The organism is Leptotrichia sp. oral taxon 221 (assembly GCF_018128245.1).
Taxonomy (GTDB): domain Bacteria; phylum Fusobacteriota; class Fusobacteriia; order Fusobacteriales; family Leptotrichiaceae; genus JABCPH02.
In genome coordinates, this window is sequence record NZ_CP072378.1 from 1067509 (window position 1) to 1082767 (window position 15259).

The window sequence follows — 15259 nt, forward strand, 5'->3', positions numbered from 1 at the left end:
TAAATCTCATTGAAAATGTATCAAACTTTTTTAATGAGCATTCAAAAGAATATCCATAAAGTATCTAATTTGGATTCTCCACCAAGGCCAATCATGTGCTACATCGTATCCCCAGTAATCTACCCAAGCTGGAATTTGTTTTTCATAAAGAATTCTTTCTAATTCTCTATTACTTGGCAATAATTCTCCTTCCCAAGCTCCTTGACCAATACAAATAATAATATCTTTTTTTCTATATTCATCTAAATAATAATGATTCCAAGGTATATTTTTTAAGAAGTCTACAACTGAATTATTGTAAACCAAGTCATCCATATAATCTCCAAAGAACATTCTCGCATCAAATGCTCCACTTAACGAAATTATTGAATCAAATAAATCTGGTCTACGGAAGAATAAAATTCCAGCATGAGCTCCTCCCATACTACAACCTGTTACCAAAATATCACTTCTCCAAGAAATATCTTGTATTCTAGGAACTAACTCATTTGAAATGTAATTGAACCATCTTTCTTGCATTTCAATTCTATGTCTAGGATCTCCATTAGATGACCAACTTTCCAAGTCAACACTTCCCACACAAAATAATTGCAATCTTCCTTGTTCGATATAATCTGACAAAACATCAATCATTCCAAATTCTTCATATTGATTGAAATCACCATCTTGTGATGGAAATACTAACACGGGTTTCCCTGCATGACCATATCTTTTGTATTCCATATCTCTATTAAAAAAGTGACTGTACTCTCTTCTGTGCTCTATTTGCATAAATTTTCCTTTCAATAATTTTTATCTTTTTTCATGAACCATTTTCTTAAATTCTTCCATTTCTTCTTCAGTTTTGAAAATAGCTGTGTACATGTAATTTCCCATTGCTCTAGAGAAAATATCTGGCATTCTTTCATCCATTACAATACTTTGTCCGTATTTTTGTTTAATTTCATCATGACTATGAACATAATTATGATTATCTCTTCTGCTTACATAAATACAATAATTTTTTTCTAAATCATCATTCAAGTTTGCATTTCTAATTTCATCAAAAGCTACCATATCAGCCCAAATTTGATAAACATCTGTATTATTTGCGTAATTATACATATCTGGTGTATATCCTCCAGCAGGTCTCATATTTGTTTCAAGTCCGATATAATCTCCTTTTTTACCTAATCCTTCTACATCATTTTTTAATTTAAAGAATTCTAAATGTATAAATCTACTCTTAACACCAAATGCTTTTACAGTTTTTCTTCCTGCTTCCAATAATTTTTCAGGCATTTCTTTTTCAACATAATAGAAAACATCCAATCCTTCATTTACAATATCCATTATTGTAGGTTCAAAAATTCCAGTTTCAAAAACAGGTTCTCCTTTTGAATTAATTATCGCATCATATGAAACCAAGTCTCCATCAACAAATTGTTCCATAATATATTTGATATCTTTATTTTTTGTTTCAAAAAATGCTTTTAATTCTTCTTCATTTTGGATTTTATGAGTATCACTTGCACCAACACCGTTATCTGGTTTAGTAATTACAGGATATCCAACTTCTTTTATAAATTTTTTAGCTTTTGCTAAAGTTGTTACTAAAGAATATGCTGCAGTAGGAATTTCTGCTTTTTTATAGAATTTTTTCATTTTTGATTTTTCTTTAATATTTTTGATTTTATCGCTTTTTATACCAGTTACAACGTTAAAGTCTGTACGAAGTCTCGCATCATTAGCTAACCAATATTCGTTATTCGATTCGATCCAATCAATTTTCCCATATTTATGAGTAAAGAAACCAATTGCTTTCAAAACATCATCATAATTTTCCAACGACGAAACTTTATAATATTCTGTCAAAGCATTTTTCAATTTTTCATCCAATTGATCATACTCAATATCTGCAATCCCTAAAACATTTACCCCATTCTTTTTCAATCTATCACAAAATTCCCAGTTTGTTTTTGGAAATTGTGGTGAAATATAAACAAAATTCATTTTTCTATTCATCTCCTTATTTATTTAATAAATGATTTTAATTAAATTAATTACGTTTTATTATATCATAAAAAATATATATTTTACAAGTCGATTATAATACAAATTTTTCAAAAAATTTTTTATGCTTTTATTTTATGATTTATATAAATTTTGTATTTATAAATTCTACTTTCGATTTATCCATGATATGAATTCTCAAAATTCAATAATCCCAACCTATTTATCATTTTATATTTTCAAGCTTTCAACAGTTTCAAAATCCTTAAAACCTAACTTTTGGGCCTCTTTATCCGTCCTATTATGGCATATTTTTTTCAAAGTTTTCCTAATAGCTCCACCTGTATATTTTGGATTAATTATATAAACTAAATATTCCAATATTAAAATTGCTATTGCTATCCTATCAGATACTTTACCTTTAACAACATACAATTTACTTTTAAATTCTTCTAATATTTTTGGTTTTGTTGTAAATTTCATATCGGTAATATTTGAATTATGAGCCGACAAATTTCTAATCAGATTAATAGTTTCCAACCAAGACAAGTACACTTCTCTTTTTAAATTATGATCTTTAGCTATTTGATTTTGATATTTTTTGTATAATATTTTGTAAAGATTTAAAACTTCTCCAAATGTTAAAATATCTATTACAAGCCATATAGGTATATTAATTATTTTATCATCATTCTTCTTGTAAACATCTAGCAGCTTGTTATTACTTCTTTCTAAATTTCTCTCTATTCTTTTTCTTAAATCTTTTTCTCTAAAAATTCGTTCTTTTTTATTACATTCTACTTTGTCAACCCATTCAAAAAAATCAAGATACCCATATTCTCCTAACTTTTTTCCCATCAAATGAGAAAATTTTGTTTTTAAAGACAGTTCAATTTTTTCAGTTAACCTTAATAAATATAATCTCAAATTTTTATTCTCATAAAATCTATTTAAAACTTGATTAAAAGTAATTCCTTGAACATATTTCCCATCTTTTAAAAAAGGCAACGAACATTCCTTCAATTTATAGTAATTTATAAAATTCAATATTCTCTCTGCATCTTTGTCATCCTCGATAATCATTCCTCTATTTTTAAAAACCATTACTTGTTCTTTGCATGTCAAAAATTTATGTTTCGTCATTATAATAATTTCTCCTATAAAAAAGCCCTGCGTAGGCATACTAACCTTGTATTATTTAAAATACTGCAGGGGGTTTGATATATTTTATTTTATATTATTTTTTTGAGAATGTCAATTGGGAATTTTTTATTTCTAGATATTTTACCTTCTTTTTTTATTAAGATTTTTATTGACATTTTTTTAGTTATGATATAATTAATTTGTAAATACCCGTTAGGGAACTTTATAAAAATATAGAAATTTTGGGATAAAGGCTAGATTTTTCTAGTCTTTTTTAATACAACAATTTTGGCTTCCCCAAAGCCACTATATTTTTGTAAAAGAGATAGTGGTAATGGATAATATTATTACTTTATTAGTTATTTTGTATATTGTTTACAGATTATTAACTAAGTAGGTTTTAATATTTCACTTCTACACACCTCAACTCTTCGGGGTATTTCTTTTATTTATTAAATTAAAAATTTTATTTTTCCAGTCTTTTTTTATTTTATAAACTTTATAATTTTTTACTTTAATTCTACCTTTTTTTAAAACAAATAATTTTTTTTCCTTTAACTCAACACATCTTAAAACATCAGTAAAAAAACATCCTGAATCTAAATTTATACAATTATTTTTAATGCTAATATCTTTTTGTGGAGTATGACCATAATATACGATTTTTCCTGTATTATTTTTTTTATACCAATCATCTCGAGTCCATAACAAATATTTAATTTCTTGATCTTCCAAATTTTTAGAAAAATCAATTCCTGCATGAACAAATAAATGATTTTCACTCTCAATGATATGTGGCATTTTTTCAATAAAATTAAATAACCATTTTTCTTCATAGAATTTATTATTTTTCCAATATTCATCTATTGTTTTTTCTTCTATTTGATGTTCAAAAAAAGATTTTACAGTAACATTTCCACCATTATATAACCAATTTAAACGAGAATTTTCATCACTTATTGATTCAAAAAGCATATTTTCGTGATTTCCCATTAAGTGAATAATATTGTAACCTTTTTGAATCATTTCTTCATACCAATTATATAACTCAAAAGAAAATTTCCCTCTATCACAGCTATCTCCAAGAATCAGTAGTAAATCTTCTTTTTTCAAATCTATTTTTCCTATTAGTTTTTCAAATAAATCAAATCTTCCATGAATATCTGTCAAAACAAAAATTTTTTGATAATCATCTTCTTTAATTTTTCTTATATTTAGTTCCATTTTTTCATCATCTTCCAAATTATTCAAATTAATTTTTATTTATAATTTAAGCTTTGTTAATATTATACCTCAAATAAAAGATTTTTATAATTTATTTATCAAAACTTTACTTATACTCATTCAAATCAATACCCTGATCCAATGCTGCAAAAATACATCCACAATAACATTGACGATAAACATCATATTCTGCACACATATCGACTGAACGCTTGTAACCATTATTTTTCTTAAAATCTGATGGCAAATAATTTACATCAAAAATTTCTTGAATTTCTAATCCAAGAGTGTTTATTAATTGGCTATTTTTATGAGGACTTAATGTTAATGCACTTCCAAAATAATCAAATCCTAACTCCTGGGCCTTTTTTGCAACAATGTCTAATCTCATTTGAAAGCAAACAGTACATCTTTCTCCACCTTCTTTTTCGTTCTCTAATCCTTTCACAGCTCGATAAAAGTCAGCTGGTTTGTACTCATCCTCAATAAATCCGACTTTATTTCCTGTTCTTTCATTAAATTTATTTATAAATTCCTCTTGTACTAAGGCTCTTTTCTCATATTCAGCTTTAGGATGAATATTATTATTTGCGAATAACACTGTCACATCAGCATATTGTGTAAGAAACTCCAAAGTATACGTGCTACAAGGTGCACAACAGCTATGAATCATTATTTTCGGACGAATATTTTTGCTTTTCCAATCTGAAATTAATTTTGTCAAAATTGTATGGTAATTGATTTTTTGATTTGGATTCATTCTCTCTAAAATTTCTTTTGCATTTTTTATATCTTTTTCAATAAAATTTTCTTTATTTTCCATAAAAATTGTTTTCTCCTCTTTATTTCTGCTAGTTTTTATTATATTTTGTTTAAAAAGTTGAATTATATTTAATTATTTTTTAATTATAAATTGTTTGTTTCTACAAAATTATATACTCAAAATTTTTTAAACTTTTGATTTATAAAAAATTAGACTTGCTCAAATAATTGCAAAACTAATTTTGAATTACTAAACAAGTCTAAAGAAATCTATTTGTTTATTTTGTTATATTCTTCCAACGCTTTTTTCAATACTTTCATTCCATTTTCAATTTCAATTAAATTATGTGTACAGAATGAGAATCTAGCTTCTTTTGTCCCTTTTCCAGGTGTTTTGTAAAATCCAGGCCCTGGTGCAAATGACAATGTTTGATTTTTATATCTAAATTCTGTCAATAACCAAATTGCGAACTTTTCAATATCATCTACTGGCAATTCTGCGATCAAATACAAAGCACTACTTGGCTTATACGTTACAACTCCAGGAATTTTTTGAATATTGTTGTAAATCATATCTCTTCTAACTTTATATTCCAATTTTGTATTGTCAATGTAAGTTTCTAAAGTATTTATCAAGTTTGCACTTGCATATTGCTCAATTGTCGAAACTGATAATCTTGCTTGACAAAATTTTAATGCTTGTGCCATAAAATCTTTGTTTTTAGAGGCAATAACACCAATTCTAGCTCCAGTCGCACTATAATGTTTAGAAATACTATCCACAAGAATTACTCTATCTTCAATTTCTGGAATTGACATAAACGATTGATAAGTTTTTGCAATTTTTTCATCATAAATAAATTGTCTATAAACTTCATCTGTAACAATGTATAAGTCATGTTTTATCGCAATTTCTTTTATTAATTCCATTTCTTCTGGTCTAAAAACAATCCCTGTTGGATTACTTGGGTTAGAAAACATTATTGCCTTAGTTTTTGGAGTAATTAATTTCTCAATTTCTTCTCTTGATGGCAAATGATAATGATCTTCAATCGAAGTTTCAATTGGGACTAATGTTGCATCAGCAATTCTCAAAAAACTATCATAATTTGTATAATATGGCTCAGGCACTAAAACCTCATCTCCAGGATTACATAGAGTTTGAAGCGTAATTTGAATTGCCTCACTTCCTCCTTGAGTAATTAAAATTTCTTCAGGCAAAAGATTAATATCATCTTTCGCATAAGATTTTGAAAATGATTCTCTAAGCTCCATTATTCCTGCTGAATTTGTATATTTAACAATTTTTTCTTTATAGTTATTCAATCCTTCAAAAAATGTATCTGGCGTTTCTACATCAGGTTGCCCAATATGTAATTGATACACTTTTACTCCGTTCCTTTTAGCTTCGTCAATATAAGGAACTAATTTTCTTATTGGTGAATACTGCATATTCAGTACTCTATCTGAAAAATTTTTCATACTCATCCCTTTCTTTTATAAATCTATTTTTTATTATATTTTTCATTTAATGCTTTTAAAATAGCAAAAGTTTCAACGTCCATTTCTCCACTATAATTTGATGGTCTAAAATGGTGTTGGAATACCTTTATTACATTTTTAGTCTGTTTGTCCCAAGTTCCAGTTATACTTATACCATATCCAAATTTATTTAATTCTCTTTGAATTTCAGCAACAGGTATCATACTCAATTTAGTCGAATATTCTCTTTCATAATTATTTTTTGTATCGTTATCATACCACATTCCAATATTATATTTTGTATATAATTCTTTCCAAGGGAATAATGGACCTGGATCAGATTTTCTTTGTGGCGCAATGTCTGAATGTCCTAAAATATTCGTTGCAGGAATTTCGTATTTATCAGCTAAATATTTAACTAAAACAGCAACTTCCTTTATTTGAAAATCTTTATATGGCACAAATGTTCCACTGACATCTCCACCATTTACAATTTCAATTCCAACTGAAGTGTCATTTAAATTGTTTCTTCCTTTCCAGTCACTAACTCCAGCATGCCAGGCTCTCTTATTTTCATCTACTAATGAATAAATTGGTTCTGATTTATTGTCTGAAACCATGTAATGCGCACTTACTTCATTTTTTGTCAAAGTTTTTAATGACGAATCTCTATTTCCTGATGTGTAGTGTAAGATTATGAATTTTTGTCTATAATCTTGACCTTGTGAAGTATATGAAGTATCGATTCTAATTGTTCCAGCTGAATTTGAAATTGTTTCAGATCTTCTGTTTGGATTAGTTGGAATCGTTGTTCCTCCTTTGTTATTGTTGTCATTACTTCCATTGTTGTATCCACCATTATCTGTTATAATTTCAACTGGTTTTTTAACGTCTGTCGAGACATCTCTGTTATTCGCATAAGAAAAGCTCGATATAACCAATGTCGCAAATAATAAAAATAATCTATTTTTTTTCATTACTATTTTCCTCCTATAATTTTATTTTTATCAGTTTTTTTATAATCATATTTATAATTTTATACTTTATTATATCATAAAAAAAAAAATTTCAAAAGTATAAAATTTTTTATTTTAAATTGAATTTTATCTAATATATACTTATTTATCATTTCAAATCAAAAAAGAACAGTAAAACCTAAGCTCTACTGCTCTTTTTTTTGAAATTTAAATACTTATAAAAGATATTTATTTGATAGAGTATTCTTTTCTTATAAAATAAAAATACTTATCTATAAAATATTTTTTTAGTAGAGTATTTGAATTTCTGGTTATAATTAATAAATTGCTCTAAATCCAATACCTCCACGAACATTACTTCCCTTAGTATCGTATCCAGCATTTACTGTAACACCAAATCTAGTATTATCAACTCCGATATTCAAGTCAAATTTACCATTTCCACGTCTATCCTCTTTTTCTCCTCTAATTCCAAACCAGTCAGCATTTGTATATCTAACTCTTGCTTCATTATTGACATCTCCAACTTTTCCAAGCTCATTTTCATAAGCGACAGTAAGTCCAACTGATAAGTTTGTTCTCACAGCCATTGGTTGAACATATTTAAATTCTAATCCAACTTCAGGTTTTACCGAGAAGTAGTCATTTCCTTCAACCTCTAGCCTTATTTCTCCCTCATTCTCCCTTATGTCATTAAATCTTCCATATTCCAGCTTCAATGATCCGTAAGGTCTTAAATGTGTTCTTTCACTCATTCTTATGTCATAGCCTAAATCTGTCTTAAATGCCGCTCCATATGACGTATAATCTGATTTAGCATTAAATACTTCATCTACCACCAGGAATTTACGTTTCATTTCATTTCTTCCAACAAATACATCTCCTGCAACTGTCCATCTTAATGAACCGTTATGGTCTGTCATTGGTGACATTGTCTTGAAGATTCCTGCCTTTAACATTGTCTGATTTTCTTTTGATTTTCCTATATCCTTAAACTTGAATCTGTTTGTCACTGCTCCGGCATACCATCCTGAGCTGTTTCCAAGTTTTATTGCTTCATTTTCATGAACATAAGCTACTCCGTAAGCATCACTTGTATAATCTATTATTCCTGCTGTATCTGTTTTGTATTCATTTTTCATACCAAATACTTTGATTTTGTTATTGTCTTTTGTAGGAGTTCTCCATTCGTTACGCAAATGTTTAAATTCCTTATCTAGAAGTCCTCCTGTTTCATTGATTCTTTGCTGAACGTTTGAATATTGATGTCCCATCATTTCATCAAAGGCTTGATAAAGAAGTACTTCCTCATTATTTCCAATGCTGTTTAATTTTTGGAATAATTGATTTTCTCTGCTTCCAAGTGCTTCCACTCCATATCTCTGTTCCAGTCCATCTGCAAAGTTATACGTGTCTGTTTTATTTACAGGTGTTTCATCTGCTCCTGCCCATTCTGTATATGGAATTTTTGCCATATAGGCATTTTGTATTGTTCCGTCTGTCTGATTTTGTGCAACACTCGCCATCCAAGTCAATGAACCGGAATAAATACTCCACTTTTCTATTTGAGGATTAGTTAAAATCATCTGATTATATGGTGCAAGTATTTGAGGACTTACTTGAATATATTTACCTGTTGTATTTTGAGCAGCCTCATTTCCTATAATTAAATCAGCCTTTCTCAATGAACTTAACTCGCTTAATCCTGTTATAGGTCTTGTAAATCTTCTATTTGAAGTATCTATGTACATTCCAATTGTTGAAACTTCCATTTCTTTATACTCTTCTGCTGAACTTGTAGCTAATTCAGGAATTACCGGAGTTCCATTAACACTTATTGTAGCTGTAGATGCTCCTACCGGTGCATGTATTTTTACACCACCCATATCTTTACCTAAAGCCTGTCCTTCACTTGGAATTACTTTATCTCTAGCTCCAACTCCTGTTATATTCAATGTTCCATAGTTTTTAATTATTCCTATATTTCTACCTGCTGCATTTCCTTTAGCTGCCAATCCTACCGCTTCTTCTGCATTAATTTGAATAGTTCCATTATTTTCTATTGTTGAACCATTTTTAACTACTACTCCTACGATTCTTTTTAATCCTGAACCACTTGACTGGATAGTTCCGTTATTTATTCCGTAAGCTCCATTATCAAGATACATTCCTACCGTGTTACTTGCACTAAGGTTAATAATTCCATTATTTGTTACTGTTGTTCCGCTTTCTGTTCCATACATTCCAATACTGTTTTCTCCAGTTACATTAATTGTTCCTGAATTTAAAATATTTCCTGTATAAGCTGGTGATGAAGCATCTCCATAATATCCTGCCGCCATTCCTATAGCATAGTAATTATCTGACGGATTAGGATTTCCAACACTTGAAGCTCCTACTGTTATTGATGCACCGCTGCTGTTTGAAGCAGTTCCGCCATTTATACTGTAAATTCCAACATTTCCTACTCCCGAACCATAGTTAATATTAGCATTATTTATTACAGTTCCTGCTGAATAAAGCCCGTAGTTTTTTGAACCTGTTGAAGTTAACTGGCTGTTATTTATTACAGTTCCTGCCGCATCTTTTGAGAATATGAAAACAGTGTTATCTCCAACATTTGAAACAGTGGCATTACTTATCACTGTATTTCCAGTTCCTTCATTAATAAATCCATACGAACCGTTACCGATTGTCATTTGAGAACCTGCATCAGCTTTTATCAGATTACCTGTTCCTCTTGTATAAACACCGATAGCTTCGTTTCCTCCCACCGTAATTACAGAAGTTCCTGTAAGAGTTACATCTCCACCTGTACTGAGTACTCCCTTACCTTTGTCTCCCATAGTCAATGTTCCACTGTTGATAACATTTGCACCATCAGAATAAATTCCATAGGCTTTTCCACTTCTATCTGTTATTGTTCCTGTATTTGTAAGACTTCCTCCTGTTGTATAAATTCCAACTATCCCTTTATCACTGCTAGTATTTACTATATCCACATCTGTTGTATTTGTAGCTGTGCTGTCATATAGGATACCTGTTCCAGATTCATTTGCTGAACCTGTATATTTTATTTCAAAAGTGTGGCCATTTGGATTTATGACAGAACCGTTGGCAACATAAATTCCTGCACCTTTATCCTTGATTTCCACTCCAGTATTTGAAGTAAAATTCACTTTACTTTGAGTTCCACTTGCATAAACTCCTATTCCGTTAGTTCCCACTGTAATATCTGAACTTCCTGTTCCTCCAAGATTAATGATATTTCCAGCTCCCTCTGACACAATTCCGACAGCTTTATCTCCTGTCATTACTATTTTTCCATTATTTGTAATAACTCCATTTTCTGTTGTCAGCAGTCCTGTTCCTGCAAGGTCATTTGTATTTCCATACAATCCGATTGAACTGTCCCCTGCAACTGTTACAGTACCGTTATTAGTTATTTCTAAAACTTTATCAGCTGTTGTCAATGTACCATTTGAAATTTTAGCATCCGTTCCATAAGATTTCAATGCTGAAGCAGAAGCAAACCCTGCCATACCTATTCCATTTAAAGTTATATTTACATTAGCATTATTTGTAAGGGTACTTCCATTTACTCCGTAAACTCCTATTCCTTTATCAACATTTATCGTACTATTGTTGTCTACATAACCGAAACTTGTGGATAATGCTGTCGTACTTGATGGAGTTCCTCCTGTTATGTTAACAGTTCCATTATTAGTATATCCAGTTGTTGCATTTGTTGCAACACCGTCATGCGAAGCCATTGATAACCCTTTTCCTGTTGCAGAACTTACAGTAACTCCACTTGCTATTGTAAATTTTTCATTTGAAAGTCTTATTTTTGTGTTAAATTCATCAGTATTATCATCTAAATCCTGATTATTATTCAGATTGAATATACCGTCTATGTAGTATATTTTGTAATCGTGGTTATTTGTATGCAAATCAGCAAGCTGCATATCATTTTTTATACTTGTTGTTCCTGTTGTTCCAGATGTCCAGTTAGTTGTTACTCCATTATATGTACGAAGTACAACGTTATCTCCTGTCAAATTTACTGTTACATTATTCATTCCAAGATATTTAGCTGTGGCCGAAGTATTCCCACCGTCATAGTTAGTTGCATCTGTTCCTGGCATTAGTATTCCGTCTGCCATATTTATTGTAGTTGCACCTTTAAATTCAATTTTTGAAGAATCGTCAGCATAAAATGGTGTAGATTTTGCATGGTTGACAGTTGCCGTTCCAGCAGTTACTACATCTGAACTCGTTGCTTTATCTTCGTGATAAATTGTTCCTCCGCTAAAGTTAACTTTTCCTCCATCAACTGCCGCCAATGCTCCATTTTCTCCAGTTTGAATCTTATTAGCCGTACCATTGTTAACATTTACAACTGAACCGGTTCCAGAGGCAAATCCTGCCATACCGCTTATTTTAATACTTCCATCTTCTATATTAACAGTTCCACCTGCTGTTCCTGCTACTGTTTTTGTAGCCAGTCCTGCAATATTCTCAAACTTGTTCTGAGTAGCATTTTTGTCTATTGCTTCAATATCTCCATGAATATTAACTACACCTTCATCTCTTGCAAATCCTATTATTGATTTGTAGTTTACTGCTGTTGTAGTTGTAGTATTTGCTGATGTTCCTGCATTTACAACCCCTTTATTATCACCCATATAGGCTATTCCTTCTTTCGAAGCCAGTACTACATTAGGAGAGACATTTACTTCAGAAGGTAGTCCCTGTAATTTGGCTGCTGTTGTAGCAGTTGCATCTGTCAGTGCTTTTCTAGCTCCACCATTATTTATAGCTACAGCATCAGCATCATTTTGGGCTATTCTTGCGTCTTCACTTCCATATCTATGTTTTAACTGATCCCAAGTTCCTTCCGCATAGGCCACTATAGTCCCTGTTGAAGCATCTGCTTCAAGAGTATTTGCTCCATTGATACCATCAGTTATATCTGAACTTTGTCCTATAATATGGTAATTAGAAGTATTTTTACCTACATCAATTACTGTCCCTTGTTTTGCCAAGACCATAATTCCATTCTTTGAATATTTTCCAAATCTAATGTCTAATTTAGCAACTTCCAGATTGTGTATAGGGTCTTTTGAAAAATCATTACTTGCCGCATAATAAAAACCAGCACCATAGCCTGTCTTATCTATTTCTATTTGCTGTGTTGCACTATTCCATTTATGCCAAAACCATCTATCCCAATTAGGATCTGTTCTATGAGCTTGGATTTCTGTTGCAGTTGGTGTAGGACCTTCCATTACATCCCCTCTTGCAACTATTCCAACTCTTTGACCACTTTCTGAGAAAATTCCAACAGCTCCGTCAACTGTTTTATCAGTATAGCCTGTATTTGTTAAATTTCCTTCTGCTGTTTGCTGATTCTGGTTGTCTATTGTTAATTTTTCTCCAACTTTTGCAGAAAAATCTATTTCTCCTTGATATAATCCTATATGTGCCGCCTTATTGTTGTATCCATATAGACTTTCTATTTCATTTGGAGCTTCCATATGTACTTTGGCTATATCTCCTTTTATTCTACTACCAAAATACATACCTATATTTTCATCACCATATAGTTTAACATTTGATAATCTTATCATATTTGTATTGTGAAGGTATCCTGCTCCTGCTGGATTTACAAGTTTTGATAAAGTTGGAGCATAAGAAAAACTTGAATATACTATATTTGAAGCTCCATCTGATTGGATAAGCCCTTCATTTTGCCAATGTTTCATATATGACAATCCTGTTGTTAGATAAACAGAGTTATTTCTTCCATACATATTTACATTAGCTTTTCCAGAAAATCCTCCAGCTAAAACACGCCATTCTCTTCCAATACCACCAACATTTTTCCCATATTTATATGTATATCTAGCAACTGGCATATTATAGAATCCCATATTATCACTATTATACATATTTACAGTTACGTTATCGAAATCTAGTATCCCATGTCTCCAAGTTTCATTAGTTACTGCTCCTGCTCTTCCATATAGGTTAAATACTATATTTTTAATATTTAAATCTCCCAATGCATGAACACCAACAACACCTTCATCTGGAATACCATTTCCATGCCCATCATTATATACTCTTTGAGCATTATTAGATATTCCTAAATGTGCTCTAGTATTACTATCATTATAAGTATCTGTAGGGTAATGTCCTCTCAAATAAAAAGTATTATTAGCAATTTTATCTATATTAACTTGGCTATTTAGATAGTAAGTATTAGTATATCTATTATCTTCATTTATTATACGTGTTCCTTCAAGTTGTCTACCATTATATGAACCTGTCATTGCTGCTGGAGTAGGATTAGTATTATTTATATTTCCTATTAAAGAAGTAGGATCTATTCCCGAATAAATAGAAATATTATCTCTTAACTCTCTATGGCTCCATGTTCCATCAAAATAATATCCTGTAAATGGTTCTGCATTAGGTTTTGCAATGCTGACTGTTTTAGTAGGAGTATTTGGTGTAGGAACTTTTATTGCCGGTATTTCTATTCCATTAACTGTCATAACCTGTAACTGAGGTGCTCTTATTCCTAAATCCGGAATTTCTATCTGTATAGTCTTAGGTTTTATTGAAGCGTCAACATTTATTTCCAAAATTGGTTCCTGTGCCCTTGTATTACTCATAAGGCCATAAGTTGATTGAAGTCCTGTTCTTTCATTTGATGAAGCCATTCTTCTATTTCTACTTAACGCCAAATTTCCATAATTTTTACTCAATGTCGAAACATTTCTCTCGAATAGATTGTTACTTCTTTCATAAATGCCTTCGTAAGAATACTTTTCAGATTTATCTCCTTTTCCTTTAAAAGTTCCACCCCAGTTACTAGAAAATCCATTAACTCCAAATTGCCAATTGCTCCAAGGAGATTTTACAACATGATCCCCCTGTTCCATAAGTTGAATTAATTCTAAATTTATCTTTTTCAAAAGTTTGTCATTTTCTTTTCGAGTTTCTTGAACTTTTTGATGTATGTCTTTAATTGATGTAGAAATTACTTGTTTTTGACTTTCAAGATTTGTATTTGACTCAGCAGAAAATAAATTATTTGAAATGTTTACTGTTCCCGTCAGTAAAAATGTTATAAGTGCTGAATCAGTGTACCTAAAATCTTGACATCTTTTTGCAAATGAACATAGATCTTTTTTTATTTTTCTTAAATTATTCGTCATTTCCAATTCTCTCCTTTTAATATTTTTATTAAATGACTTATGTCTTTCCTTTTTTATTTATTTTTATCCAATTTTTACTACTAAAAAATTGAAATAACTGTATTTGTTGCTATTATTACTATTATAACATAGAAAAAAATTTTTTCAAAAGGAAATTTTAAGTTTTTTTCGTAAGTTCAAAAATATATGCTTGAACTTATTTAAAATCAAATTACTAAATTCGTATAAATTTAGATTTTGAATAAATAGCTAGAACTTTTAAGTTTAGTTTTAAAGTAGTTTTATACTCGAACCTATTTAAAATTAAACTACTAAAATTGTATAAATTTGGGAGTTGAATAAAATAGTCATAGTTTTTTGAGTTCAATTTTAAGTTTCTTTATAAAAAAATGAGAGTGTCCAGAATTTTGTGTAAAGTAATAGAAAATCTAGTAAATTCAGTACTTTGCT

The 15259-nt window shown here is 30.1% G+C and carries 8 protein-coding genes; all 8 read right to left on the reverse strand.

The window, feature by feature from the left end:
- Nucleotides 1-30: 30 nt before the first annotated feature.
- The 8 genes from J4863_RS04710 to J4863_RS04745 all read right to left on the reverse strand — a co-directional run bounded on the left by J4863_RS04710 (nucleotide 31) and on the right by J4863_RS04745 (nucleotide 14809).
- Complete coding sequence (locus J4863_RS04710; protein WP_211617607.1) at nucleotides 31-771, reverse strand: esterase family protein; 741 nt, start codon at nucleotides 769-771, stop codon at nucleotides 31-33.
- A 21-nt stretch (nucleotides 772-792) separates the two neighbouring features.
- Nucleotides 793-1992 carry an acetyl-CoA carboxylase biotin carboxylase subunit family protein gene (locus J4863_RS04715; protein ID WP_211617609.1) on the reverse strand — a complete coding sequence of 400 codons (1200 nt, stop codon included), beginning with the start codon at nucleotides 1990-1992 and terminating at the stop codon, nucleotides 793-795.
- Between the two features lie 231 nt (nucleotides 1993-2223).
- The gene (locus tag J4863_RS04720; protein ID WP_249111468.1) at nucleotides 2224-3135 is read right to left on the reverse strand and encodes an Abi family protein; all 912 of its coding nucleotides are present in this window, start codon (nucleotides 3133-3135) and stop codon (nucleotides 2224-2226) included.
- A gap of 423 nt (nucleotides 3136-3558) precedes the next feature.
- Complete coding sequence (locus J4863_RS04725) at nucleotides 3559-4359, reverse strand: metallophosphoesterase family protein (protein ID WP_211617611.1); 801 nt, start codon at nucleotides 4357-4359, stop codon at nucleotides 3559-3561.
- A 106-nt stretch (nucleotides 4360-4465) separates the two neighbouring features.
- Nucleotides 4466-5182, reverse strand: a complete 717-nt coding sequence (locus J4863_RS04730; protein WP_211617613.1) for an epoxyqueuosine reductase QueH — start codon at nucleotides 5180-5182, stop codon at nucleotides 4466-4468.
- Nucleotides 5183-5391: 209 nt separating this feature from the next.
- Entirely contained in the window at nucleotides 5392-6603 is a 1212-nt protein-coding gene (locus J4863_RS04735; RefSeq protein WP_211617615.1) for a pyridoxal phosphate-dependent aminotransferase, read from the reverse strand.
- A 23-nt stretch (nucleotides 6604-6626) separates the two neighbouring features.
- The gene (locus J4863_RS04740) at nucleotides 6627-7580 is read right to left on the reverse strand and encodes an N-acetylmuramoyl-L-alanine amidase (protein WP_211617616.1); all 954 of its coding nucleotides are present in this window, start codon (nucleotides 7578-7580) and stop codon (nucleotides 6627-6629) included.
- Nucleotides 7581-7897: 317 nt separating this feature from the next.
- Complete coding sequence (locus J4863_RS04745) at nucleotides 7898-14809, reverse strand: autotransporter-associated N-terminal domain-containing protein (RefSeq protein ID WP_211617618.1); 6912 nt, start codon at nucleotides 14807-14809, stop codon at nucleotides 7898-7900.
- Nucleotides 14810-15259: the final 450 nt, after the last annotated feature.

What these genes read in the sequence shown, in the direction of transcription:
- J4863_RS04740 (WP_211617616.1), bottom strand. Translation starts at nt 7,580, where the DNA reads ATGAAAAAAAATAGATTATTTTTATTATTTGCGACATTGGTTATATCG.
- J4863_RS04745 (WP_211617618.1), bottom strand. Translation starts at nt 14,809, where the DNA reads ATGACGAATAATTTAAGAAAAATAAAAAAAGATCTATGTTCATTTGCA.
- J4863_RS04715 (WP_211617609.1), bottom strand. Translation starts at nt 1,992, where the DNA reads ATGAATTTTGTTTATATTTCACCACAATTTCCAAAAACAAACTGGGAA.
- J4863_RS04735 (WP_211617615.1), bottom strand. Translation starts at nt 6,603, where the DNA reads ATGAAAAATTTTTCAGATAGAGTACTGAATATGCAGTATTCACCAATA.
- J4863_RS04725 (WP_211617611.1), bottom strand. Translation starts at nt 4,359, where the DNA reads ATGGAACTAAATATAAGAAAAATTAAAGAAGATGATTATCAAAAAATT.
- J4863_RS04730 (WP_211617613.1), bottom strand. Translation starts at nt 5,182, where the DNA reads ATGGAAAATAAAGAAAATTTTATTGAAAAAGATATAAAAAATGCAAAA.
- J4863_RS04720 (WP_249111468.1), bottom strand. Translation starts at nt 3,135, where the DNA reads ATGACGAAACATAAATTTTTGACATGCAAAGAACAAGTAATGGTTTTT.
- J4863_RS04710 (WP_211617607.1), bottom strand. Translation starts at nt 771, where the DNA reads ATGCAAATAGAGCACAGAAGAGAGTACAGTCACTTTTTTAATAGAGAT.